This window comes from Mucilaginibacter gossypii, from assembly GCF_017569325.2.
Taxonomy (GTDB): Bacteria; Bacteroidota; Bacteroidia; order Sphingobacteriales; family Sphingobacteriaceae; genus Mucilaginibacter; species Mucilaginibacter gossypii.
In genome coordinates, this window is the sequence record NZ_CP071878.2 from 1,516,236 (window position 1) to 1,540,945 (window position 24,710).

17 protein-coding genes are annotated in these 24,710 nt (G+C 43.1%); 13 read left to right on the forward strand and 4 right to left on the reverse strand.

Annotated elements, in window-relative coordinates; translation table 11 throughout:
• Nucleotides 1-6 precede the first annotated feature (6 nt).
• Complete coding sequence (locus tag J3L18_RS06555; protein ID WP_129568619.1) at nucleotides 7-1,149, reverse strand: efflux RND transporter periplasmic adaptor subunit; 1,143 nt, start codon at nucleotides 1,147-1,149, stop codon at nucleotides 7-9.
• Nucleotides 1,150-1,266: 117 nt separating this feature from the next.
• Complete coding sequence (locus J3L18_RS06560) at nucleotides 1,267-1,668, reverse strand: hypothetical protein (protein ID WP_129568618.1); 402 nt, start codon at nucleotides 1,666-1,668, stop codon at nucleotides 1,267-1,269.
• A 251-nt stretch (nucleotides 1,669-1,919) separates the two neighbouring features.
• Between J3L18_RS06560 and J3L18_RS06565 the strand changes: the two genes are divergently transcribed.
• The 10 genes from J3L18_RS06565 (at nucleotide 1,920) to J3L18_RS06610 (ending at nucleotide 15,690) form a co-directional block, all read left to right on the forward strand.
• Nucleotides 1,920-3,533, forward strand: a complete 1,614-nt coding sequence (locus J3L18_RS06565) for a Na+/H+ antiporter (protein WP_189549122.1) — start codon at nucleotides 1,920-1,922, stop codon at nucleotides 3,531-3,533.
• A gap of 59 nt (nucleotides 3,534-3,592) precedes the next feature.
• Entirely contained in the window at nucleotides 3,593-4,936 is a 1,344-nt protein-coding gene (locus J3L18_RS06570) for a deoxyguanosinetriphosphate triphosphohydrolase (protein ID WP_189549120.1), read from the forward strand.
• Between the two features lie 125 nt (nucleotides 4,937-5,061).
• A complete protein-coding gene (locus J3L18_RS06575) occupies nucleotides 5,062-5,961 on the forward strand; it encodes a helix-turn-helix domain-containing protein (protein ID WP_129568617.1) in 900 nt (299 codons plus the stop codon).
• 307 nt (nucleotides 5,962-6,268) lie between these two features.
• Nucleotides 6,269-7,276, forward strand: coding sequence for an IS110 family RNA-guided transposase (locus J3L18_RS06580; RefSeq protein WP_129571973.1), 1,008 nt, complete (start codon nucleotides 6,269-6,271; stop codon nucleotides 7,274-7,276).
• Nucleotides 7,277-7,725: 449 nt separating this feature from the next.
• Nucleotides 7,726-8,313 (forward strand): TetR/AcrR family transcriptional regulator, encoded by a 588-nt coding sequence (locus J3L18_RS06585; protein ID WP_129570881.1) that lies wholly within the window; start codon nucleotides 7,726-7,728, stop codon nucleotides 8,311-8,313.
• A 102-nt stretch (nucleotides 8,314-8,415) separates the two neighbouring features.
• Nucleotides 8,416-9,588 (forward strand): efflux RND transporter periplasmic adaptor subunit, encoded by a 1,173-nt coding sequence (locus tag J3L18_RS06590; protein WP_129570882.1) that lies wholly within the window; start codon nucleotides 8,416-8,418, stop codon nucleotides 9,586-9,588.
• 51 nt (nucleotides 9,589-9,639) lie between these two features.
• Complete coding sequence (locus tag J3L18_RS06595; protein WP_129570883.1) at nucleotides 9,640-12,795, forward strand: efflux RND transporter permease subunit; 3,156 nt, start codon at nucleotides 9,640-9,642, stop codon at nucleotides 12,793-12,795.
• A 36-nt stretch (nucleotides 12,796-12,831) separates the two neighbouring features.
• Nucleotides 12,832-14,241, forward strand: coding sequence for an efflux transporter outer membrane subunit (locus J3L18_RS06600; protein WP_129570884.1), 1,410 nt, complete (start codon nucleotides 12,832-12,834; stop codon nucleotides 14,239-14,241).
• A 248-nt stretch (nucleotides 14,242-14,489) separates the two neighbouring features.
• Nucleotides 14,490-15,089 (forward strand): TetR/AcrR family transcriptional regulator, encoded by a 600-nt coding sequence (locus J3L18_RS06605; protein WP_129570885.1) that lies wholly within the window; start codon nucleotides 14,490-14,492, stop codon nucleotides 15,087-15,089.
• A gap of 4 nt (nucleotides 15,090-15,093) precedes the next feature.
• A complete protein-coding gene (locus J3L18_RS06610; RefSeq protein ID WP_129570886.1) occupies nucleotides 15,094-15,690 on the forward strand; it encodes a TetR/AcrR family transcriptional regulator in 597 nt (198 codons plus the stop codon).
• A 3-nt stretch (nucleotides 15,691-15,693) separates the two neighbouring features.
• On the opposite strand, the gene rpiA is transcribed toward J3L18_RS06610, so the two are convergent.
• Both rpiA and J3L18_RS06620 read right to left on the reverse strand, forming a co-directional pair.
• Entirely contained in the window at nucleotides 15,694-16,383 is a 690-nt protein-coding gene (gene rpiA / locus J3L18_RS06615) for a ribose 5-phosphate isomerase A (protein ID WP_091162721.1), read from the reverse strand.
• Nucleotides 16,384-16,639: 256 nt separating this feature from the next.
• Nucleotides 16,640-17,209, reverse strand: coding sequence for an RNA polymerase sigma-70 factor (locus J3L18_RS06620; protein ID WP_091162722.1), 570 nt, complete (start codon nucleotides 17,207-17,209; stop codon nucleotides 16,640-16,642).
• A 628-nt stretch (nucleotides 17,210-17,837) separates the two neighbouring features.
• Between J3L18_RS06620 and J3L18_RS06625 the strand changes: the two genes are divergently transcribed.
• From J3L18_RS06625 to J3L18_RS06635, 3 genes are all read left to right on the forward strand, one after another.
• Complete coding sequence (locus tag J3L18_RS06625) at nucleotides 17,838-18,965, forward strand: FecR family protein (RefSeq protein WP_189549384.1); 1,128 nt, start codon at nucleotides 17,838-17,840, stop codon at nucleotides 18,963-18,965.
• A 286-nt stretch (nucleotides 18,966-19,251) separates the two neighbouring features.
• The gene (locus tag J3L18_RS06630; RefSeq protein ID WP_189549386.1) at nucleotides 19,252-22,677 is read left to right on the forward strand and encodes a SusC/RagA family TonB-linked outer membrane protein; all 3,426 of its coding nucleotides are present in this window, start codon (nucleotides 19,252-19,254) and stop codon (nucleotides 22,675-22,677) included.
• 18 nt (nucleotides 22,678-22,695) lie between these two features.
• Nucleotides 22,696-24,540: a RagB/SusD family nutrient uptake outer membrane protein gene (locus J3L18_RS06635; RefSeq protein WP_091162726.1), complete on the forward strand. Its 1,845-nt coding sequence runs from the start codon at nucleotides 22,696-22,698 to the stop codon at nucleotides 24,538-24,540.
• The last annotated feature ends 170 nt before the right edge of the window (nucleotides 24,541-24,710 follow it).

Consider the following 24,710-nt stretch of genomic DNA (forward strand, 5'->3'; position numbering starts at 1 on the left):
CAATAATTATTTCATTGCCAGCAATGAGTCTTTTGCCATTTTCCTTGGTTTAATGATCATGCCGTCACGTACGTTCTGCGCTCCCTGGTACAAGATCCTGTCGCCTGCTTTCAGGCCGTCTTTTACAATGTAATAGGTGGAGAAACGGGTTTGCGGCGAAAAGGCCTGCATGTGCAGTTTGTTATCCTTATCAACTATGTATACGTAACTTTTATCCTGGATATCAAACACCGACTGTTGCGGCACCATGACTACACCATTGGCTTTGGTAGATATGAAAAGCTTACCGGTAGCACCATGCCTCAATAGCTTGTTCGGATTAGGGAATTTTGCCCTGAAATTGATTGAGCCCGTTTTTTGCTCAATTTCAGCTTCTACCGTTTCTATTTCGCCCTGGTAGGGGAAGTCCAGGCCATCTGCTAATACCAGCTTAACCTTATCACTTGTTTGGCCGGGAGCTGATTCCTTTTTGCGGATATATTGTAAGTATTCATTTTCCGGAAAGCTAAAATAAGCATACATGGAGCTGATATCCGACAGACTGGTAAGCAATGTGCCTTCATCAATCAAACTGCCCGATTTAAGCGGGATCCTATCGATGATGCCATCAAACGGCGCATGGATGTAAGTGTAAGCCAGTTGGTCTTCGGCGCTTTGTACCATAGAGCGTGCTTCTTCAATGGTTGCCCGGTCAGCACTCATCTTTGATTCAGCAACTTCCAGTTCAGACTTGGATATTACTTTCTTGTCAACCAGTAGTTTAACCCTTGCTACCTCAAGTTCGGTTGCTTTGGCAGCGGCCACGGCATTACTTAACGCGGCTTTAGCTTTTGACAGGTTTACTTTAAATTCCTGGTCGTTAAGTTTAAATAAAAGCTGGCCTTTTTTAACCTGCTTTCCCTCATCGATATATATTTTTTCGAGGAAGCCGCGAACGCGCGAACGGATCTCGATATTTTTTTGTGCCTGGATATCGGCAACGTATGATTTTTGAAGAACGGTATCCTGCGTATTTAACGTAAGTACAGGCAGCTGAAGCGTATCGGAAGCGGCAGCTTCGTTATTGGTTTTGGCTTTGGTTGAGCAACCCGTGACAAGTATGCCGGCGGCCATGGCCAGCAAGGGTATATAAATGATGATCCTTTTCATTTTTTTCCGGATAGATTATAGGCATAGCAGTGCTAATCACGTACTGTTAGCCAATGTTAAAATTTGATTTATAAAAACATGGATTTGCCGCAAAGGGCATCTGAAACGGAAAAGGGATCAGAACGGGCTGAGCCTGAAAAGGAAATTGTAATATGCAGGCAAAAAGCCTTTGATGGATTTATTCTGGTTTTGTCGTTTTTCGACTAATGATATAATATCGGCAAGTGAGGCCTGCTGACCAGGCATTAGTGCCGATGAATAATTTACCCGACTGGGTAAAAAGCGTATGATGGTACGGTTATGATGAGCTTCGTTAGTATCCGAATCGGGTGAATCGTCCTGAACCTCCTGCTGCTGAATTTGACCGATGATCCTTTGATGGGTACGGGAAATTAAATCGGCAGCCTGGCCGGATTTTTTGTAGTGGGTTAAAATTGATTCGGCGTTAGCAGGGGCTACAGCTATTGCAAGCTGGAAAAAAAATAATGCAAAGAATATTTTTTTTATCGTCGACGCCATGATTGCGAAAATACTAAAATATTTGAAGCTATCGAAATAGGTTTGTATTTTTTTTGATATAAAATGACTTTATTTTTATTTTTTGTTGCTGTTTTTTAGGATTTTATCTTTTTATAACTCAATTTTTACTTCGGTAGTTTTTATTTAATGATTTCATAACAGCAAAAACGGTTATTTGTTCATGCTTCCTTAATACTGCCTAGTAATATAACTTGCAAGCTTTACTCAACGAATAATTGTATTTTAGCTACATGCTGCATCACGTTATTATTCAATGTGCCTGCCTGTTGGTAGTTATCCTTTTTGTGGTAATGCTTGGGCAAAAAATCAAAATAGCTTATCCCATACTATTGGTTTTAGTCGGTTTACCTCTTGGTTTCGTTCCTTTTCTGAAAGGTATCGAAATACAGCCCGATCTGATCTTTGTTATTTTTCTACCGCCTTTGCTATATGAATCGGCGTGGAACACTTCCTGGAAGGATTTCTGGAAATGGCGCAGGGTGATCTCCAGTTTTGCATTTTTGATCGTTATTTTAACGTCATGTTTAATCGCGGTTGTGTCAAACAGCCTGATAGCAGGTTTTACCCTGCCCCTGGGTTTTTTGCTCGGGGGGATAATTTCCCCACCCGACGCGGTGTCGGCAAGTACTATCCTGAAAAATATAAAAGTGCCCAAGCGGTTTATTGCCATTGTTGAGGGTGAAAGCCTATTGAACGATGCATCAAGTTTAGTGATATTCAGGTTTGCGCTTGCCGCGGTTGTTACCGGCAAATTTGCGTTAGGACAGGCAACGCTAAGTTTTGTACTGGTGATTGTAATGGGTATCGTTATAGGATTGGCAGTAGGTTTGGTTTTTTATACCATACACAGGTGGTTGCCAACTACGGCCAATATTGATATTATCCTTACGTTTATTACACCCTATGCCATGTATATGGCGGCTGAAGAGTTTCACTTTTCGGGAGTGCTGGCTGTAGTAAGCGGCGGTTTGTTCCTGTCGTCACAACGGCACGTGATATTAAGTTACCGCAGCCGGTTACAGGGAGTTAATGTTTGGGAAACAGTAGCATTTGTTTTAAACGGGTTTGTGTTTATACTGATAGGGTTAGAGTTTCCGGTAATTATCAAGGCGCTTGGGCCCGAAGGTTTGAAACCGGCGATAAATTATAGCCTCATTATAACCGGTGTACTGATACTGGCCCGTTTAGCCAGTACTTTTGGGGCCTCTGTATTTACCGTATTCATTAGCCGTTACATTACTACAGCCGATCCGAGTCCGGGCTGGAAGGGGCCGTTATTGCTGGGTTGGGCAGGGATGCGGGGTGTGGTTTCACTTGCCGCTGCCTTGAGTATCCCCGAGCTTTTGCCGTCGGGCGCCGCCTTTCCTCAACGCAACCTCATCTTGTTTATCACATTTGTGGTGATCATGTTTACCCTGGTGGTTCAGGGCCTTACGTTGCCCTTATTGGTGAAGTTTGTGAATATGCCCGATCGTGATTACATAGGTTCGCACGAGCAGCAAAAACAATTAGTCAGGAAGAAGTTATCGAAGTTGGCATTACAAATACTTGAAGATAAATATGCCGACAGATTAGAAGGTAACGATATGATCAAGGCATTTAGGTTAAGATTGAGTGCTGATATGGAACTGCTGAAAGACTGGGAAAAAGATGGCAGTGAACAACGCGCCGATAATTTTTATCATGACTACCGCGTAATTTTAAATGATGTAATGGATCAGCAGCGGGCCTTGTTACTTACACTGAATAAAAAAGAAAATATCAGCGATGATATTGTAAAGCAGCAATTGGATCTGCTTGATTTGGAAGAAGAGAAATTAAGGCAGCATTTTGAGGTGGTATAGCCTATTATTTCTTTCATGCATAATGGCTACTTTTGCCGCTCTATATACATCAAACTATAATGAACTGGGATCAACTGTTATCGGCAAAACGCTGGGGTTACGAGGATAAATATATTGCAAACCATATCGATGCACGATCGGAGTTTCAGCGGGATTACGACCGGATAATTTTTTCATCACCCTTCAGGAGGTTACAAAACAAAACCCAGGTATTCCCTTTACCCGGAAGCATTTTTGTACATAACCGGCTTACCCATAGTTTGGAGGTAGCCAGTGTGGGCCGCTCGTTAGGGCGGATGCATTTTAACAGGATGCTTAAAGAAGATCCAGATGTAGAAAAGAAATATCCGCTGATCAGTGAGATCGGTAATATGGTGGCTGCCGCCTGCTTAGCCCATGATTTGGGTAATCCCGCCTTTGGCCATTCAGGCGAATCAGCCATTTCACATTATTTTGCAGAAGGAGCAGGTAAGGATTATAAAGACACTGTTACTGCGCAGCAATGGGAAGATCTCACTCATTTTGAAGGCAACGCCAATGCCCTGAGATTATTGACGCATCCGTTTGCCGGTAAAGGCCGGGGGAGTTTGGCATTAACTTATTCAACCATCGCTTCTATTGCAAAATACCCGTGTTCATCTGTCGCCGGGCATAAAAAGGGTATCATCTACCGAAAGAAATATGGTTTCTTTGCTTCCGAGCAACAGGACTTTGAAAAGATAGCCAATGATTTGGGTTTGATCAGGGTAGAGGACGATGAACTTATTTACAAAAGGCATCCATTAGTATACCTTGTTGAGGCGGCTGATGATATTTGCTACAATGTCGTTGATCTTGAAGATGCCCATCGCCTTAAAATACTCTCCTATGAGGAAGTGAAAGCATTGCTAATGCCATTGTGTACTATTCCCAGGATGGAAGAGCGACTGGAAGAGTTTGATGATACAGACGCCAAAGTTGGCTATTTGAGGGCAATAGCAATAAATACCCTGGTAAATCAATGTTCAAATCTGTTTTACGACAAACAGGAAGAGATCATGAATGGTGATTTTAATTCGGCACTGATGGATGCAATTGAAGAACCACTCCGGTCTGCCATGAAAGCGATCGAAAAGGTTTCTGTAAAAAAGATCTACAACTATAGCCCGGTAGTGCAAAAGGAAGTTGCCGGTTATAAGGTAATGGGTGGTTTATTGGAAGAGTTTGTCCCTGCTTATTTAAAAAATAATTCAAAATACCACGAGAAACTGATCGAACTGATCCCTAAACAGTTTTTAACCAAAGCCAACGACGATTATTCAAAGATCCAGACCGTTCTTGACTTTGTTTCGGGCATGACCGATCTGTATGCGGTTGAGTTGTTCAGAAAAATCAAGGGGATTTCGTTCCCGTCGATGAGCTGATATACACGAATGGCTTTGCGAGGTGTTTATAATTGTATCGAATTACACGAATTATATCAAATAGCTAATTCGTGTAATTCGATTTAATTCGCAATAATTCGTGTAAATAATTATTATTGCTTACTATGCCGAAAGAGATCCTGCCTGTACAGATGCATACCATGGAGCAATTACTTGCCCCGCTTGGTGTTACCAATCAGTATAAAGGCCTGCATATCATGTCGTTTAATCCGGGGGATATTGAGGTGCCTATTTTGCACCCCTTCCGGTCAGACCATTTTTTTTTAACGCTTGTTCATGAAGGTGAGTTATCAATTAATGCCAACCTTTTGGAGTATAACTTAAAAAAGAACAATATCCTGATGGTAGCTCCCAATACCGTTCGCCAGTTTCTGAATGTTTCGCCAGATTGCAGGCTTACCTCGATCATATTTACCTCGGCTTATCTATCTGCTACCAGTATCCACACAAAAAATGTAGAAGCGTTTGATTTTTTATCATCGCAGGTAAATCCGTTACTGGTTATTGATCAGGATTCGGCCGATAACCTTATATCAATTATGAAGATCCTTGAAAGTAAAATGGATAATCGTAATGATCTGGCATTCCAGGATGAAGTTGTGCTAAGCATTTTTACCGGTTTTATTTATGAGATAGGCGCGCTATATCAAAAGCAACAAAAAATAGCGGAAGTAAAGGGTACACGAAAGGAGGAACTGACTTTTCGGTTTCTAAAAATCCTTCCGCAGCATTTTAAGGAAGAAAGAAGCGTACAGGCTTATGCTGCCATGCTGAATATCACCCCTAAATACCTTTCGCAAACTGTAAAGGAAATAACCGGCAAAACCGCGGGCGAGTTCATTGACGAGATTGTGATCCTGGAAGCTAAAGTCGCCCTTAACGACCCCTCGTTAACCATAGCCCAGATTGCTACCTATCTCAACTTTGCCGATCAGTTCTTTTTTAGCAAGTTTTTCAAAAAACAATGCGGTACCAGTCCCAGTAAATACCGTCAAACGCCCTGATAATAAACGATTGTCATTTCCTTTAGATTAGCTTCAACAAAATAATAAGGGTTATTATTATTGTTGAAGCTTTCTTTTTGCTTCTTTTTCTTTGTTAATAACCTTAGATTTTGTGGATAAAGTTAACAGCGGTAAAGGCGCATTATTGTCATTTCCAGGCTTGTAGGCCTATCGTTCGATTTACTCCTTTACCGCTTGTTTTAAACTGTGGCATCAAATAGAAATTAGAGTTTACGAGGCTCATTAGTAAGGAATTGATGTAGTTTAAAACATGTTAACTGTTTACTAACATAAACAGGGTAAAGATATGGAATTTGAATTTTTCATTGGCATCGATGTGTCCAAAAACGAATTGGACTTTGCTGTCCAGCAAGGCAGCCGGTTTTTATTCCACCAGGAAATTGCTAACGCTCCGGCAGCAATCAATACATTTCTCAAGGAGTTGGGAAAGCTTCTTGGGTTCAGCTTAAGCAAAGCTATTTTCTGCATGGAGCATACTGGTATTTATAACAACCATGCTTTGGCTTGCCTGCATAAAAAGAAGGCACATATTTGCTTAGAAGCAGCTACCCAGATCAAGAACTCATTAGGGAATATCCGGGGCAAGAATGACAAGGTAGATGCCATGCGCATCGCCTGGTATGCTTATAAGGAGCGGGAAGGACTGCGTTTATGGGAGCCTAAGCGCGAAGCTGTGCAGCAACTTGCCCATCTTGCAGCTACCCGGTTACGGTTAATAACTGTTAAAAAACAGTTGAAAGTGCCACTAAAAGAGCATGTATCTTTCAGTCCCGGCAAAACCAGCAAGCAGAACATACAAGCCTGTAGCCATTCCTTAAAGGCGATCGAAGGGGACATAGCCAGGACAGAGCGGGCTATTGAGGAAATTATTAAAGCGGACAAAGAATTAACCCGGATATTCAAACTGGCAACTTCAGTAAGTGGCATTGGCAAAGTAACCGCCGTACAGGTCATTGTTACTACCAACGAATTCAAGGATATTAGCGACCCTAAAAAGTTCGCTTGCTATTCAGGCGTAGCACCGTTTACAGATGACTCCGGTAAGCTTATTAAAAAGGCAAGGGTATCGCATATGGCCAACAAAAAAGTCAAAACGCTCCTACATCTTGCCGCTATAGTTGCCATACAGCATAACCAAGATCTAAAACGCTTTTACGAACGTAAGGTATTGCAGGAGAAAAAGAATAAAATGAGTGTCATTAATGCAGTTAGGAACAAACTCATATTACGCCTTTTCGCCTGCGTCAACCAAAACAGACCTTACGAAAAAAATTATCAAAAATTAGTTGCTTAAATCATAGAAATCGAACGAGCCTTGGGTGGGATCGTGCACCGGCGGTGAGGAGAAATCTTCTACGAGCGTCGCTGCGGTTATACATGGCGGATAAGATTTCTCCTCGCGCCCGGCTTTTCCCTGCGCTGGCTCGTTCGAAATGACATTTTTTTACATGAAAACTTGTGGGCACACTGTAGCTCTCCGGAGGAGTTCTCTTCGCCCAATCTCAAAGATCCATCAAATAATCCTTGCTGTTATAATTTTAATTGCAAATGATAAGTATCGTTGCAACGCTGTAATTATTATTACCATTCCATTACAATGTTTTTAGTGAAAACGACTTTTTGACATATTGCGCCATCCTTTAAACATTCTGCAAAAACGATAATTGAGCCACTTTTGCCCTGTCATCAGTTGTTGATGCAGCCGGGCGTAATAGTGTGCCCGGTTAAACGCCAGGTTTGTTTATGCCGATAAGGGACACAGGTGCCGAACAATTAATTAAGGACACCGCTAAACACATTTTTTTTGCCGAGGGCCGGCTCCACGCCAATACCCAGGATATTGCCGACGCTGCCGGTGTAAGCCGCACCTTGTTAAATTATTATTTCCGCACTAAGGATGTTTTAATTGAACAGGTGTTTAAGGAAGCAATGCTTGCTTTAACAACTCGTCTCGACGCTGTTATGGCATCCGACATGCCATTTAAAAGCAAGGTTGAAAGCTTTATAGAATTGTTTTTAACTGAGGCCAACAATTATCCCTACCAGGAAACTTTTCTGATCACCGAGATCAATTCAAACATCTGTAAGTACACAAACGAGGCCAGGCCGCACCATATCAATAAGTTCATGGAGCAGATCAGCGCCGAAATGGAGGCTGGTAATATTGAACGGATGGACCCCATGCATTTTGTGCTGAACCTGTTTTCGCTGATGTCATACCCGCTTATCATGGGGCCCATATATAAAAAGGCGTTTAACCTGAGCAATGAAAGTTATACCTGCCTCATTAATGAGCGAAAGAAGATGATCTGTAAAATGATTTTCCAGTAAAAAATTTATCCGGTGATTAACGCAATCGTCAAACAAAATAATTTAACACACATCACAATGTCTTCAATATCAATTCACTCCAATAACTGCAAGTTTATATTTATGAAAAATACAGTTCAACTGCTAACTGGCTTTGGGGCCGCCTTAATTCTACTGTCGTCATGCGGCGCCAGCCAAAACCAGGGCGGTGCCATGGCTGCGGGAGCTCCCCAGCCACCGCAAAGCTACCCGGTTTTTAAGATTAGTTTACATGACGCTACGCTGAACAACGAATATCCTGCCACGCTTCAGGGGCAGCAAAATATAGAGATCCGTCCTAAAGTTGATGGTTATGTTGATAAGATCTACATTGACGAGGGCAGTGTTGTAAAAAAGGGCCAGCTGCTTTTTAAGCTCAGCGCGCCGCAATACGCCCAGGACGTAAACACCGCGACCGCGGCCATAGCCAGTGCCGAAGCTGATGTAAGCGCTGCTCAACTACAGGTTAACAAAACCAGGCCGTTGGTTGAAAAAGATATCATCAGCCATTATGAGCTTGAATCGGCCGAGTACACATTAAAAGCCCGCAAGGCCACCCTCGCCCAGGCAAAAGCCAGTTTAGCAAACGCCAAAACTAATTTAGGTTATACGGTAATAACCAGCCCGGTTGATGGCGTGGTAGGGGCCATTCCTTATAAATTAGGTAGCCTCATCACCGGTTCAACCGCGCAGCCATTAACAACAGTATCTAATATCGGTAAGGTGTATGCCTACTTCGCGCTGAATGAAAAGCAGCTGCTTGATTTTTCGAGAACGGTAAAAGGAAAAACCATGAATGAAAAGCTGGCCAACACGCCGCCTGTTTCACTGGTATTGCCGGATGGCAGTACCTATGCCGAAAAAGGTAAAGTGGAAACCATCAGCGGTTTAATTAATACCGAAACCGGATCGGCAAGTTACCGGGCCGCATTCCCAAACCCTGTTGGCCTGATCCGCAGCGGCGGAAGTGCTACTATACAGATCCCCCAGACTGTAAAAGATGCAGTGCTGATCCCTCAAAAGGCCGCTTATGAGCTGCAGGGAAAGCATTTTGTTTATGTGGTTGACGGAAAAGGAGCGGTTAAAAATACCGAAGTGAGCGTTATGGACCTCACCACAGGCCAGTATTATGTAGTTACCGAAGGCCTTAAGGCAGGTGATACCATTGTAGCCGATGGCGCAGGCAGTTTAAAAGACGGCATGGTTATCAAACCGGAAGTACAGGAAAACGCCGCGGTATATAAAGATCTAAAATAATTTTCACAACACCGGCCGGATTCCTTTTTACCCGGCACCAACATAAACAATATGTTACGTACATTCATTGAACGACCAGTACTATCTACCGTAATATCGGTAATTATAGTCATACTGGGTATCCTGGGCCTTACAACCTTGCCCATATCAGAATACCCCGATATAGCACCGCCTACCGTGCAGGTATCCGCATCATACCAGGGCGCTAATGCCGAAGTGGTAATGAAAAGTGTTATCGTACCGCTCGAAGAGCAAATTAACGGCGTGGAGAACATGACCTACATGACCTCTACTGCAAGTAATGACGGCAGCGCTGTTATCACTGTTTATTTTAAACAAGGTACCGACCCCGACCTGGCGGCGGTAAACGTGCAGAACAGGGTGTCAAAAGCCACCAGTTTATTACCGGCCGAAGTTACAAAGGCGGGTGTTACCACCAGTAAACGGCAAAGCAGTATGGTGGTGGTATTTTCCCTGTCGAGCGATAATAAAAGCTACGACGAGAAATTTTTGCAGAACTATGCCAACATTAACGTGCTGCCGCAGATCAAGCGTATCAGCGGTGTAGGTGACGCGTCATCATTTGGCATACAGGATTATTCCATGCGTATTTGGTTAAAGCCCGATGTAATGGCCACCTACGGCCTTGTACCAGATGATGTGAACAGCGCCCTGGCCGAGCAGAACATTGAAGCAGCGCCGGGTAAAGTAGGAGAGAACGATAATCAGTCATTCCAGTATGTATTGAAATATAAAGGCAGGCTTACCAGTGTGCCCGAGTTTGAAAACATCGTGATCCGCTCATCAACCAAGGGGCAGCTGTTGCGCCTGAAAGATATAGCGCGGGTTGAGCTTGGCGCGCAAAGTTACGCCAATGCTACTACCATGAATGGCAAACCTGCAGTAGCTATAGCCATTTATCAAACTGCTGGTTCAAACGCGCATGAGTTAATTAAAAACTGCGAGCAGACCATTGAGGCCGCGTCGAAAACGTTCCCTGCGGGCATTAGTTATACTTCCCTTTTTAGTGTTAATGACTTTTTAGATGCTTCGATAGAAAAAGTTGTGCACACCCTGATTGAAGCATTTGTATTGGTGTTTATCGTAGTATTCGTATTCCTTCAGGATTTCCGTTCCACACTGATCCCGGCTATCGCGGTGCCTGTGGCTATCGTGGGTACTTTTTTCTTTCTGCAGCTGTTTGGTTTTACCATTAACCTGCTCACCCTGTTTGCCATGGTGCTGGCCATTGGTATAGTGGTGGATGATGCCATAGTGGTGGTTGAGGCCGTACACGCCAAGCTTGATCATGGGGCTAAGTCGGCAAAAGCGGCTACAATCAGCGCCATGAATGACATCAGCGGCGCTATAGTATCCATCACTTTGGTAATGGCTGCCGTGTTTATCCCGGTAACGTTCATTACCGGTTCAACCGGGGTGTTTTATAAACAGTTTGGTTTAACGCTTGCTGTCGCGATTTTTATATCGGCAGTAAACGCTTTAACATTAAGCCCGGCATTGTGCGCGCTGTTATTGAAACCGCATCCCGAAGGCGAGCATCATAAAACAGGCCTGTTACAAAGATTTTATACAGCCTTTAATACCAGTTTTGATACAATTACCCGCAAATACAAAAAATCTGTAAGCTTTCTTGCGGCCAAAAAATGGCTATCGATTGCCGGCATTGCGGTTTTTGGGTTGATATTTTGGTTCCTGCTAAAAACAACGCCATCGGGCTTTGTGCCTAATGAAGATCAGGGTTTTATTATTGGCGATATCTCATTGCCGCCTGCCGCATCACTGGAGCGTACTACCGAGGTTATCGACAAGGTATCAGGTATGGTAAGGTCCCTGCCAGAAGTGGAATCGACTATCAGGGTTGCCGGCCAGGGTATACTGAGCGGCGCGGGTGGCTCATATGGCTTAATCATGGTTAAGCTGAAACCCTGGGACAAACGCACGGCCAAAGGATCTGATGTGAACACCGTTATTGGCAAACTATTTGGCATGACAGCCGGAATTAAAGGTGCTACCGTCCTGTTCTTTGCCCCGCCAACTTTGCAGGGCTTTGGTAACAGCAGCGGTTTCGAGTTCCAGATGCAGGACAAAACCGGCGGCGACATTGTGAAATTTGCCGAAATAAACGGCAAGTTCCTGGGCGCATTAAACCAGCGTCCCGAAATTCAATATGCGTCCACGTTTTTTAACACCAACTTCCCGCAGTTTTTGGTTGATGTTAACGTGGCTAAATGTAAGGATGCCGGTATTACTGTAAACTCGGTATTAAGCGCTTTACAGGGATATTTTGGCGGTGTTTATGCCTCCAACTTCAATGAGTTTGGCAAGCAATACCGTGTAATGATCCAGGCAGATGCCGCTTACAGGGGTACCACCGGCAGCCTGAACAACATGTATGTGCGCAATGCCAATAATACAATGGCGCCCATATCTGAGTTTGTTACGCTGAAAAAGGTTTATGGCCCTGAATCAGTTAACCGTTTTAACCTGTTTACTTCTATTTCGGTAAACGGCGCTCCGAAACCGGGCTTCAGCACGGGCGATGCCATTAAAGCCATACAGGAAGTAGGTGCAAAAACATTGCCTGCCGGTTATGGATTTGAATTTTCGGGCCTTACCCGCGAGGAGATTGCCAGCGGCAGCCAAACTATTTTTATTTTCCTGCTGTGTTTGGTGTTTGTGTACTTCTTATTAAGTGCACAGTACGAGAGTTATATTCTGCCATTTGCAGTATTACTGTCACTGCCCATAGGTTTGGCCGGCGCGTTTATTTTCGCCAGGATCTTCGGCATCCAAAACAATATTTATTTGCAGATCACCCTCATTATGCTCATCGGTCTGTTAGCCAAAAATGCCATCCTGATAGTTGAGTTTGCGGTAGCCCGCAGGCGTAACGGCGAAAGCATTGTGCAGGCCGCTATTGATGGCTCGGTTGCCCGTTTAAGGCCTATTTTGATGACATCTTTCGCATTTATACTGGGCTTAGTCCCGCTAATGATTGCATCAGGAGCAGGTGCCGAAGGTAACCGCTCAATAGGTACAGGCGCTGTAGGCGGGATGTTGATCGGTACCATATTCGGTGTGTTTGTGATCCCGGTACTGTTCATCATCTTCCAATCACTCCAGGAACGCGTAAGCGGTAAACCTGTTGGAAAAGAAATAGAGATTGAGGCCGAAACGATAGCCTGACCGCAAAATTTTTAAGAACAATAAATAAGCAAAAAAATGATCCATTCATATAAACGGCAAATATTGGCCACGCTGGCAGCAACGGCGGTATTTGCCTCATGTGTTACAAAAAAATACCAGCAGCCGGTAGTAAATACCGATAAGTTGTATCGCGATACAACTATCAGCGATACCACATCAATGGCCAGCATGCCGGTAAGCCAGCTATTTTCTGATACCGTACTGGTAAACCTGATCCAGGAGGGGCTACGTGAAAACCTCGATTTAAAAACTGCCGTACAGCGCATTAACGAGGCCCAGGCAACATTTAACCAAAGCAAGGCGGCATATCTGCCAAGCCTGGAAGGGAGCGGAACTGTTACAAGAGCAAAGACATCAGCAGCAAGCTTAAATTTTCCGCCTGAGTTTGCCAGCTCCTTCAACCTGAAAACCACTACTTACCAGGCAGCATTAAGTACCAGTTGGGAAGCCGATATCTGGGGTAAATTAAGCAGTTCGAAAAGAGCGGCGCTGGCATCACTGCTGCAAAGTGACGCTGCTAAAAGAGCGGTTCAAACCCAGCTCATAGCCGATATAGCAAACGCTTATTATAACCTGCTGGCGCTTGATGAGCAATTGGCTATCACTCAGCAAACGCTTACCATACGGGTAAAAGATGTAGAGACCGTAAAAGCCCTGAAGGAAGGTGCTGTGGTAAACGGAGCGGCCGTTGTACAAAGCGAAGCTAACCGCTATGCCGCCGAGGTTACCATACCCGATCTTAAACAAAGCATCCGCGAAGCCGAGAACGCATTAAGTATTTTACTGGCAAGAGCACCCGGTACTATCAAACGTACAACGCTAAGCGAACAGAAACCTGTGGCCGACCTGAAAACGGGCATCCCATCCCAGCTCTTAAAAAATCGCCCGGATGTGCAGGAAGCTGAGTTTGCATTCAGGAGCGCGTTTGAGAATACAAACCTGGCACGTACTTATTTTTATCCGCAGCTTACCATTACCGGGCAGGCCGGTTTATCAACCCTGCAGTTGAAGAACTTTTTTGATCATTCCATATTTTACAACTTTGTTGGCGGCATTACCCAGCCCATTTTTAACAAAGGTCAAAACCGGGCGCGTTTAAGAACAGCGCAAGCCCAGCAACAGGAAGCTTATTATGCTTACCAAAAATCATTACTCACGGCGGGGCAGGAGGTAACCAACGCGTTGTTCTCCTACCAAAACGCCATTGAAAAACAAGGCTCAAGGGTTAAACAGTTGCAGGCGCTTGAAAAATCGGTTGATTATACCAAAGAGTTGCTGCGTTACAGCTCGGCAACTAACTATACCGATGTTTTAACTTCAGAACAAAACTTGCTTGCCGCCCAGTTAAGCGGCGTTAACGATCATTTGCAGGAATTGCAAGCCATAGTTAACCTTTACCGCGCTTTAGGGGGCGGTTGGAAATAGATGATATTGGCACCATGTTAATCATGAAGCCCGGTTTGCAATTGAGCTGCCGGGCTTCTTTTATAACCTGTGGTGATTTTGACATATTTTGAAGTTATTTAAACATTTATTATCTATGCCAACTAATTGCTTTTTGTAAAGCCTGTTATCATACAATCATCTAAACCAAATTGATAATTTAATTATGGTTAATTATTTATTAATGAATAAATTAAAGTGAATTTTGCTTGTGATTGAGAAGTTAAAACATGGGAAGTAAAGAACGGATATTATGGCAAAAGGATGATACCCGCCGAAAGATACTGGACGCTGCGTTGGATATGATCAAGTGTGAGGGATGTGATGCGTTAAGTATGCGGAAACTTGCTGAGCATATCGAGTACACGGCTCCTGCTATTTACGAGTATTTTGAAAGCAAGGAAGCTTTGTATACCGAGCTTGCCCGCAAGGGGCACCTGAAGCTGGCAGCTATGGTAAAGCTGGCAAAAGAGGCACATACAGACGCCATTGAACAGATGGAGGCTATGTGGTTGGCTTACTGGAACTTTGCAATTGCCTATAAGGAGCTTTACCAGCTGATGTTTGCTGTTGGTACAGGTTGCAGCCCGGTAGAAAACCGGATAGCGGAAGCATTGGTTTTTCCGGAGATGGTTTCTGAAGTGATACGGGCGCTGTATGCACCCCGGGAGGTAAGTGAGGAGGAAGTTCAAAAAAAATACTACACCTACTGGGCCGTAATTCATGGATTGATAGCCATTAACATGATCCAGCTCACGCGGGATGAAAAAATGAACCAGGAGATCCTGATTGGCGCTATCAGGGGGATCACCGCTTTGATAACTACCTAACGCTATGATTGATAAGGAGCGGGTTTTAAATGGGAGTGAAGCGCTTTTTCTTGAAGCAGGGATAAAAAGCATTACCATGGATGATATTGCCCGGCATCTGGGGATCTCCAAAAAAACAATTTACCAGCATTTCAGGGACAAAAATGAACTTGTTACTGCTCTTGTAAAAAAGCGGCTGAGCGATGATGAGGCAATGCTTTGCTCAATTATTAGTGACACGGGTAATATGATGGATGAGATGGTTGAGCTCACCAAATGTACAGGGGAGATCTTTTCGAGGGTTAACCCTGCTGTTTTGTTCGATCTGCAAAAGTACCATCACGAAGGCTGGATGTTATACCTGAAATTTAAAACAGGCTTCATGGTCAATATCATTGAGAAGCTGTTAAAAAAAGGTATCGATCAAGGGTATGTCCGTCCCGAAATTGATACCAGAATAATTGCCATTATGCGGGTTAACCAGATTGAACTTGGTTTTAACGCCTCCGTATATCCTCATGCCGAATTTAATTTATGGGATGTCCAGCTGCAGCTTTTAAACCATTTTAACTATGGCGTTTGTACGTTAAAAGGTATCGCCGTTTTAAATAATGCCGACTGATAGTTACCGTTGAGGCCTTATGGTCCGGATACCATTTTCGCCTGCAATAATTGCCCTGCCGGCCATTTGGTAAAATAAAGAGTGTTCAACAATACCCGGTATCATTTTAACCAGGGTATTTAATTTAACCGGTTCGGGCAGTTCAGTAAATTGTACATCGATCAGCATATTACCATTATCTGATATCAAAGCCCCATCTTTCTGTGTGCTCATACGTTGGGTAAGCGTAGCCTGGGGAAATAGGATTGCCAGTTTTGCCAGTACAATTTGTAAAGCCTGGGGTAATATCTCTATAACCAGCGGATATGTAGCGTTAAGTTGGGCTGAGAATTTTCCCTCATCGCCCAGCAAAATAAATTCATGCGCCATTGAGGCAAGGACCTTTTCGGTAGTATGGATGCCGCCGCCGCTTTTCAGGGCGTTTAGTTCGCTGTCAAACTGGTCGCAGCCATCAAAATAGATATCGAGTTTATTAAGCAAGGCAGGCGACTGAATGCGCAAACCGTATGTGCTTAGCAGTTGAGTTGTTTTGAATGATGATGAGGTAAATATTAAGGAAGCCGCAAGCTTACGATCCTGGGCTAACATATTAACCAAATGAGCTATGGTGCTCCCGGCTCCCAAACCAATAATTTGATTGGGGGTAATCAAGGTTAAAGCGGCTTTAGCTGCTTCCAGTTTATAATCCGTCATGGCGCTAAGATACAGCACCTGCCGCTAATAACCTTTGTTAATTTACTCTTTTAGTCGTCTATGCCCTCCCACAACTGACTATGTGCTGTTGATATGATATGCTTTTTCATGTTATTGTTTATTTAATGATTTTAACCGTCTTTAATAATGAAGACGAATCAAAACCGGGAACATTTTAAAACAGCATACATTTTTTGTAATCTGTTAGGATGGTATTATCGCATATCAAAATACACCCCGTAAATATTAAAACCTGTTATAAAAACAGCGTTAGCAGATGTGACGCTAATTTTGCCCTCAGTATTTTTAAAGAATTGTTTACCTGCTTTCTAACAGTTAATGGGCTTATTTCCAATATTTCGGCAATTTCGTTGTGCGACAGGTTTGAATCCCTGCTTAACTCAAATATCAGTTTCATTTTTGGAGGTAAAGAGCTTACTTCGGCCTTAATCAGGGCAATAAGTTCTTTATTTCTTAAATTTTCATCCGTTGTAGATTCGCAGGTTTCCTTAAAATTAATTAATGAGGTAATGTAATTGGCTTTTACTTTCTCGTGCTTAAAAACGTTTAAAACCTTGTTCCGTATAGCGGTACATAAATAAGCCTGCAAACTGCCTTTAATATCAATTGATGTTCTTTGGTCCCATAAATGGATAAAAAGCTCCTGTAAAATATCTTTAACAGTATCCCTGTCCGGCAATCTTTTATACGCATGCTGATATAACGCTCCGTAATAGCGCGAATGAATCGCCGTAAAAGCAGATATGTCATCTTGCCTTAACAGCGTTATCAAATCGTCGTCACTATATTTACCGTACAAAGCCATTAAAGTTTACATTGATTATAAATTTGCAAAGCGATATTTATTGATTGATGACCATTGAGGCCCGGGATAAACGAATCGCCTGAAACCGGGTCCCTGTTTATCTAATCGTATAATTGTTGTTACAAATTAAGAGGACTGGAGTGATTTTAAGCGCTAAAGTTCTACGCAACCGTTTGCGTTAATTTGGGCGAATCAGCTTTAACAAAAAGGTTCTTGCCCTCAATGCGAGCGCTATGTCGCTTTAATCCGCTGATTAAGAGCGCTATTTTTAACTGATTGGTAAAGATTTTACCGTCGGGGTAATTAATACAGGCTTTCAATAACAACACTTCGCTGTTATAAAACTCAAAAAACATATTTATGAGCCTTGTTGCGATAAACAAACGTTTGCGTTGAATTTATTTTTGACAAATTCTTATGTCTGAAAGCATTAACGACCCGATACGGCCACTTGGAATAGCTAAACCAAAAGTCAGTTTTCAATAAGCTTTCTTACAGTAATAGGAGGTGATATCTTCCCCAACCTATCATCGGGTAAATTATTTTCAATTTTTTAATTTTTATCTACTCCCTCCCCCCGGTAGTAGTTGTATATGGGGTAATAAGGATGATATATCCTTTAACGATTATGCAACCACAAGACATCGAAGATTTAATAGAACGGTATAACAGCGGCATGACTACTCCGGCAGAGAACGCTTTGGTTGAAAGCTGGTATTTAAAATACAAGCACGGCGATCCTTATTTGTCGCAGGAGCAATTGGAAGAAGATCAGAAAGAGAGCCTTGATAATCTGCTGAATGAAATACAGGGAAGGACAAAAAGGATACAATTATCGCGTTGGGCAATAGCTGCTTCAATACTTTTTTTTATGGCTGTGGGGGGATACTTTTTTAGCATTAATAATAATTCCCGCCGGCAAATAGCTGCAGTTAAGCCTCAGAAACAGGATGTAGCCCCCGGCGGAAACAAAGCCATATTAACATTAGGGGATGGGAGTACCATTGTATTAAATGGTGCAAAGATTGGAAAACTCGCACGTCAGGGTAACATCGTTATAAAAAAAGCCGCCGACGGCCAAATTAGTTATAGGGATGTTGTTGTGGACTTCCATCCGTCAAAGAACATTATATATAACACCGCCGCTACGCCGCAAGGCGGGCAGTATCAATTTATTTTGGCTGATGGTACTAAAGTATGGTTAAACGCATCGTCATCAATAAAATACCCGGTAGTTTTTAATGGTAACGAACGCAGGGTAGAACTTACCGGCGAGGCCTATTTTGAAGTTGCACACAATGCCAAAAAGCCGTTCAAAGTTATTTCAAACGGGCAAACAGTAGAGGTATTAGGCACCCACTTCAATATCAATGCTTATAATGATGAGCAGGCTGTTAAAACTACCCTGCTCGAAGGCAGTGTAAAAGTATCGGCCGGGAAAGTGAGTAATATCATTAAACCTGGGCAGCAGGCAAGGTTTGATCACGGCCTGATCGATGTTATGAATGTAGATGCGGATGAAGTGGTGGCCTGGAAAAACGGATTTTTCTTTTTTGAAGACAATAATATTCAGGAAGTAATGCGGCAGCTTTCGCGCTGGTATGGTGTGGAGATCAAATATGAAGGACAATTACCCTCGCGGAGATTCTCGGGCGAAATTTCCAGGAACGTCAATCTGTCACAAATACTGGATATTCTGAGCTTTAAGCAAATACATTACAAAATAGATGGGAAAACAATTATTGTAATGAACTAACACCTGTAATTAACCAATTATTCACCTCAAAATAAAAGGAACCATATGGAAAAATAAATACACACCCGGCCTTCAAAATTTAGGCCCATCCCCACAAGGTTAACTCAAAAAAAACGCATCCCGAGGGCAATCGGAATGCGGTTAAATATTGAGTTAACCCTCCCCGCAAAACGGGAATATGTTTAGTGTCTCTAACTATCTGTTAACCCAACTCAACAAAAGTATGAAATTAAATGCTTTTTTAATGGCCATGCGTTGTCCGTGGCCGCGCAAAATGTTATTAGTTATGAAATTGACTACCTTGATCATGTTAGTTGCCCTTCTTGAATGTAGTGCAAAAGTGTATAGTCAAAAAATTAACCTGGATGAAACAAATTCCTCACTGAAAAAAGTACTTAACCAGATAAATAAACAAACAGGATATGTGTTTTTTTATGATTCAAAAGATGTACAGAATAAAAGTGTAACCATTCATCTGAAAGATGCCTCAATAGATGAGGCATTAAAGGAATGTCTTAAAAATCAGTCCTTAACTTATAAAAAGGTTAATAACAACATTGTTCTTCAGCAAATTGAAAAGACTGTTGATAATGTGGTTACCAGCTTAAATGTAAGCCCGGTTAAGATAAGCGGGCAGGTATTTGATAACAAAAATATACCGCTGGCCGGCGTGACTATTTCAGTAAAGGGAAGTCAAGCCATCACAATATCCGACGCCAGTGGTAAATTCAACATAGAGGTTCCGGATGGGAACGCAACACTTGTTTTTTCATTTGTTGGCTATGTGAAAAAAGAATTGCAGGTTACTCCCGGTACACCTATGCTGGTAAGGATGGAAGCCGATGTAAGCGGGCTCAGCGAAATAGTTGTGGTTGCCTATGGTACGCAGAAAAAAGAAAACCTGACAGGTGCAATAGGTGTAATTAAATCATCTGCACTTGAAAACCGCCCTACATCTTCCCCAGCCAATTTGTTGCAAGGCCTGTCGCCGGGCGTTACCGTTACTACGCAGGGTAGTTATCCCGGCGCAAGCGCTAATATTAAAATCAGGGAATCCTCCACCTGGCAGGGCGGAACAGACCCGCTATACGTGATAGACGGTTTTGTAAGGGATGCAACCACATTTGCCACCATTAACCCAGCCGATATCGATAATATCAGTATCCTGAAAGATGCCGCATCAACCGCGATTTATGGTATCAGGGGCGGTAACGGTGTTGTTTTGATTACAACAAAACATGGCGTAGCTAATAAGACCTTTATATCCTACAATGCATCATATACCATGAATAACCGTGAAATTACACCACGGAGAATGAACGCTTTTGATGCTTATACTTTTGCCAATGAGGCATTTGCCCAAAAAGGTTTGCCGGCAAACGATCCAAGCTACTATACGCCTGATGAATTAGATTATTTCAAAACACATTCGTACGATTGGTTAAAAGATACCTGGCGTAATCCATGGAACACTTCACATAACTTAGCCGTAAGCGGTGGTTCGCAAGCAGCCAGGTACTACATCTCGGCAGGTTATTTCCAGCAGGAAGGGGCAACCTCAAACTCCTTCCGTAAATATAATTTAACAGCAAAAATAGATGGACAAATCTCCGAGCGATGGAGCTATAATTTAAATATCCAAAGTGAATGGAATAACGGCAGCCGTCCATTCTGGGCCTATGATTATGGGGATTTCAATTTGTCGAACATGTACAACAGGTTGTTAATGGTAAATCCCGGCCGGCCCTCTTTTATTAATGGCCTTCCCGTTGGCAACTTTGATAACACCAATACCGCCAACCTGGCAAAGGGAAATGGTGGCTACACCAAGCCGTCGGGCAATAATATCACCCCGGTTTTTCAATTGAAATATGATATCCCCGGCATAACTGGACTATCAGCAAAAGGTACTTTCGCTTACAATACCACTAACAATTACACCAAAGCATGGCGTAATGCACCTTACATTTATTATTTCCAAACCGGTGGCGACCATAACCACATCGTTACCGATAAATTAGATTTAACACGATCTGGAGGGTACCAGATATTAGACCAGGCCCAGATTTCGGGAATAGGTGCACCTACCGAATTGCAGGAGTCGTATTCGCAGTCATCTAATTACCAACTGGATTTGATGTTGAATTATGACCGATCTTTTGGCCTTCATAATATCAGCGCGTTTGCCGGCTATGAACAATCGGCATACCGGGGCCATTATTCAACCATTTGGGATGACAATTACAGCAACCCAAACTATCAGCAAATTAATGGTGGCTCAACCAATAGCACCGACTGGTACATCAGGGGTGATCAGAACCAGCCTACAGGCTTCGCTTCCTATTTTGGCAGGGTCGATTACAATTACGCCTCAAAATATTTGCTTGGCTTTACCATGAGGGCCGATGGTTCTTATATCTTTCCGTCAAATAAGCGTTGGGGATATTTCCCGGCCGTTTCAGCAGGCTGGAATATCGCCAATGAAAACTTCTTTGCAAATTATACTAAAGTCCTTGATGTTTTGAAGCTGCGTTTTTCTTACGGTATAACAGGCACAGATAATACCGCTCCATGGCAGTGGCAACAAACCTACAACTTTAACGCAAACTCAGGTATTTATATAGGATCCGGGCTTCCGCCTTCAACAACGTTGGGTTCAACTATCAACCCCAATATCACATGGGAAAAAAATCATAACTACAACCTGGGTTTAGACTTTGGCATGCCAAAAAGAATCCTTACCGGAACTGTTGATTTATGGTACAAAAAAACCACCGATATTCTTGGCGCACGTGTAGCTTCGGTCCCAAGTACGGTTGGAGCAAGCTTGCCTGCAGTTAATTATGGGATAGCATCGGCACGGGGTATTGAGCTATCTCTTAGCCACGAACGGCACATCAATGACTTTTTCTATCGCGTGTCTGGCAACTGGTCATATTCTGCTAACAAATATCTGAAGGTTGACCAGGCAGCGTCAGTTCGTGGTTACCAGAACCTGATCGGACAACCAATTAACGGGATTATATGGGGATATGTATCCGACGGAATTATCAGAACGCAGCAGGATGTAGATAATATTTTAAAGGCTAACGGCCCTAATTTCACCATATTTGGCAGCAAGCCACAGCCCGGGATGTTGATGTACAAGGACATCAGGGGCCCGCTGGGTACCGATTCGCCTGATGGGAAAATTGATGGAAATGACCAGCAAATTATTTCAAAAAACGGCATACCGCGTGTTAATTATGGCTTCAACTTCACATTTGGCTGGAAAGGACTTAACCTCACCGCTGTATTTGCTGGTTTGGGCCGTTACGACATTATGCCTACCGATGTTTACTACAGGCGGCCTTTGCCTGGCAATGATAATTTAACCATCTGGAAAAATGCATGGACTCCGCAAACAGCCTCTACCGCTACCATGCCAAGCCCTATTATGACCGACTGGCAAGGCACAAGCAACAGCGAGGTGTCATCTACATTCTGGTTAAAAAATGGCGCTTTCCTGCGGTTAAAGTCCTTAATTGTTGACTATAGTTTGCCGGTAAGCTTGTTGTTGAAAATAAAAGTTAAAGCTGTGAAGGTTTATTTCAGCGGCGAAAACCTGTATCAATGGAACCATGTAACCGATTGGGACCCTGAACTGGGCGGCGACTTTAGAATGTACCCTGTATTAAGAGGGTTTACCTGCGGGCTTAATGTAACACTTTAAACATTAAATTATTAGATCATGAAACTTAAATTCAATATACTATTCGTTTTATTGGGGATAATTGCTTTAACAATATCCTGTAAAAAGGTATTTGATGTTGATCATCCGGGAGGCCCAATTACGCCAGAGCAGGAATGGGGCAGTCCTGATTTTGTAAAAGGATATGTAACCAATTTCTATAATATTTTACCTTCCTGGAACAGAAATGAAGAACTGGCCGGCGAAGCTTATTCTGGTGGCAGCGGCGGCAATGGCCTTAACTCTTTTCTTAAAGGCACTTATACAAGCCAAAGCGGTTACCCCGACAGGGTTTGGGACTGGGGAAGGGTAAGGTCTATCAATAACTTTTTTGCAAATATTGATAAAAGTAAATCTGCTCTATCTGATGCCGATTATAAAAGCCTGAAAGGCCAGGCATACTTCTTCCGCGCATATTTATACTACAGGATGGTAAAAGTATTAGGAGGGGTGCCAATCATTACCGCGGTTCAGGACCCAACAGCCGATATAAATACTTTACTGGTAAAAAGAAATTCGTCACTTGAGTGTTTTGATTTTATTGGCAAACAGTTGGATAGCGCAATTAATTTATTGCCGGCTACCTGGGGTTCAAATGATATTGGCCGGGTTACCAAAGGCGCGGCTATGGCGGTAAAAGGCGAAGCCCTGTTACTAAAAGCAAGCCCCCTGTTTTGCAAAACACCTAATGCCACTTATTGGAATGATGCTTATAGTGCCTTGCTGGCCGCTAAAACTGAGTTAGATGCTGATGGTTATGGCTTATATACCGATAATACTGCAAAACCAAATGAAAACATGTGGTATGATAAGGCCGGGGCTGCTAAGGAAATGGTTTTGAGCTTACGCTACCATTATCCCGAAAAAACAAATGGCTTTCAACAAGGGCAAAGGCCTTTAACTGAAACCTCTGGCGCTGCAGGCTCCTGTGATCCTACCTGGGAGATGGTGCAGGCTTATCCCATGAAAAATGGTCTCCCAATTTCCGACCCGGCTTCGGGATATGACCCTACAGAGTTTTGGAAGGACAGGGATCCGCGCTTCTATCAAACAATTGTGTATAATGGCGCCAGGTATGATTTTGCGGATATTACACCACGTGTGCAATGGATTTTTAACACGATAGCCGGGGATGATGCCTACAAAGCCACACCCAATTATAATATCACTGGTTTTTATTGCCGTAAGGGGATTGATACCACATTGGGTTCAAGCGTTTGGAACCGCCAGGCTTTTGATTGGCCTATCATCAGGTATGCTGAGGTTTTACTTAACCTTGCTGAGGCTGCTAATGAAGTACAGCACCCGGCCGAAGCAAGGGCCTATATTATTCAAATCCGCCAAAGGGCCCATATAACAGCAGGAGCAGGAAATTATGGATTGGCTGCATCGGTTGGCTCTGATTATCAGGCCACATTGAACGCTGTTATGACCGAACGGGCTATAGAGTTTGCTTTTGAAGGAAAACGATTTTGGGATTTAAGGCGCAGGCGGATGTTTAATGTACTGAATAGCATGGGTACGCTGCACGCTTACGGGCCGTACTTTAACAGCGCGGCTGCATCCTCTCAATATGGTATTAATATTACGCAAAGTAATAGCGGGATTGCCGCACAGCTTTCTAATCTGATAGTCAATTCACCAGCATCGTTTGATCGTAACGCTTTTCTTAAGGCTATTACCAATTACAAATATGAGCCGATAGATCCTGGTGCCACCAGTCAAATCAATATACCCGATGCCTATTATTTCGGTCCTATTGATCCGCAGTATATTTTACAAAACAAAAATCTGCAGCAAAATATAGGATGGGATGGCGGAACATTTAATCCGGTGATACAATAGGTGCCGAATGTGTTTTATTTTTTAAGTGTACTTCCGGTAATGAGACTACCTGAGGTTTAGTTGAAGAGGCGTCCCTGTATGGTGGTACAGGGCGCCCTCTTTTATCATTGATCAGAAAGCGGTACTTAGAAATTGGAAATGCTTTTTAGTTAATTATATATGAGTTTTTA

Excerpts from the sequence above, each read along its gene's own strand:
- J3L18_RS06555 (WP_129568619.1), bottom strand. The coding sequence starts at position 1,149 with ATGAAAAGGATCATCATTTATATACCCTTGCTGGCCATGGCCGCCGGC.
- J3L18_RS06560 (WP_129568618.1), bottom strand. The coding sequence starts at position 1,668 with ATGGCGTCGACGATAAAAAAAATATTCTTTGCATTATTTTTTTTCCAG.
- J3L18_RS06565 (WP_189549122.1), top strand. The coding sequence starts at position 1,920 with ATGCTGCATCACGTTATTATTCAATGTGCCTGCCTGTTGGTAGTTATC.
- J3L18_RS06570 (WP_189549120.1), top strand. The coding sequence starts at position 3,593 with ATGAACTGGGATCAACTGTTATCGGCAAAACGCTGGGGTTACGAGGAT.
- J3L18_RS06575 (WP_129568617.1), top strand. The coding sequence starts at position 5,062 with ATGCCGAAAGAGATCCTGCCTGTACAGATGCATACCATGGAGCAATTA.
- J3L18_RS06580 (WP_129571973.1), top strand. The coding sequence starts at position 6,269 with ATGGAATTTGAATTTTTCATTGGCATCGATGTGTCCAAAAACGAATTG.
- J3L18_RS06585 (WP_129570881.1), top strand. The coding sequence starts at position 7,726 with ATGCCGATAAGGGACACAGGTGCCGAACAATTAATTAAGGACACCGCT.
- J3L18_RS06590 (WP_129570882.1), top strand. The coding sequence starts at position 8,416 with ATGAAAAATACAGTTCAACTGCTAACTGGCTTTGGGGCCGCCTTAATT.
- J3L18_RS06595 (WP_129570883.1), top strand. The coding sequence starts at position 9,640 with ATGTTACGTACATTCATTGAACGACCAGTACTATCTACCGTAATATCG.
- J3L18_RS06600 (WP_129570884.1), top strand. The coding sequence starts at position 12,832 with ATGATCCATTCATATAAACGGCAAATATTGGCCACGCTGGCAGCAACG.
- J3L18_RS06605 (WP_129570885.1), top strand. The coding sequence starts at position 14,490 with ATGGGAAGTAAAGAACGGATATTATGGCAAAAGGATGATACCCGCCGA.
- J3L18_RS06610 (WP_129570886.1), top strand. The coding sequence starts at position 15,094 with ATGATTGATAAGGAGCGGGTTTTAAATGGGAGTGAAGCGCTTTTTCTT.
- rpiA (WP_091162721.1), bottom strand. The coding sequence starts at position 16,383 with ATGACGGATTATAAACTGGAAGCAGCTAAAGCCGCTTTAACCTTGATT.
- J3L18_RS06620 (WP_091162722.1), bottom strand. The coding sequence starts at position 17,209 with ATGGCTTTGTACGGTAAATATAGTGACGACGATTTGATAACGCTGTTA.
- J3L18_RS06625 (WP_189549384.1), top strand. The coding sequence starts at position 17,838 with ATGCAACCACAAGACATCGAAGATTTAATAGAACGGTATAACAGCGGC.
- J3L18_RS06630 (WP_189549386.1), top strand. The coding sequence starts at position 19,252 with ATGAAATTGACTACCTTGATCATGTTAGTTGCCCTTCTTGAATGTAGT.
- J3L18_RS06635 (WP_091162726.1), top strand. The coding sequence starts at position 22,696 with ATGAAACTTAAATTCAATATACTATTCGTTTTATTGGGGATAATTGCT.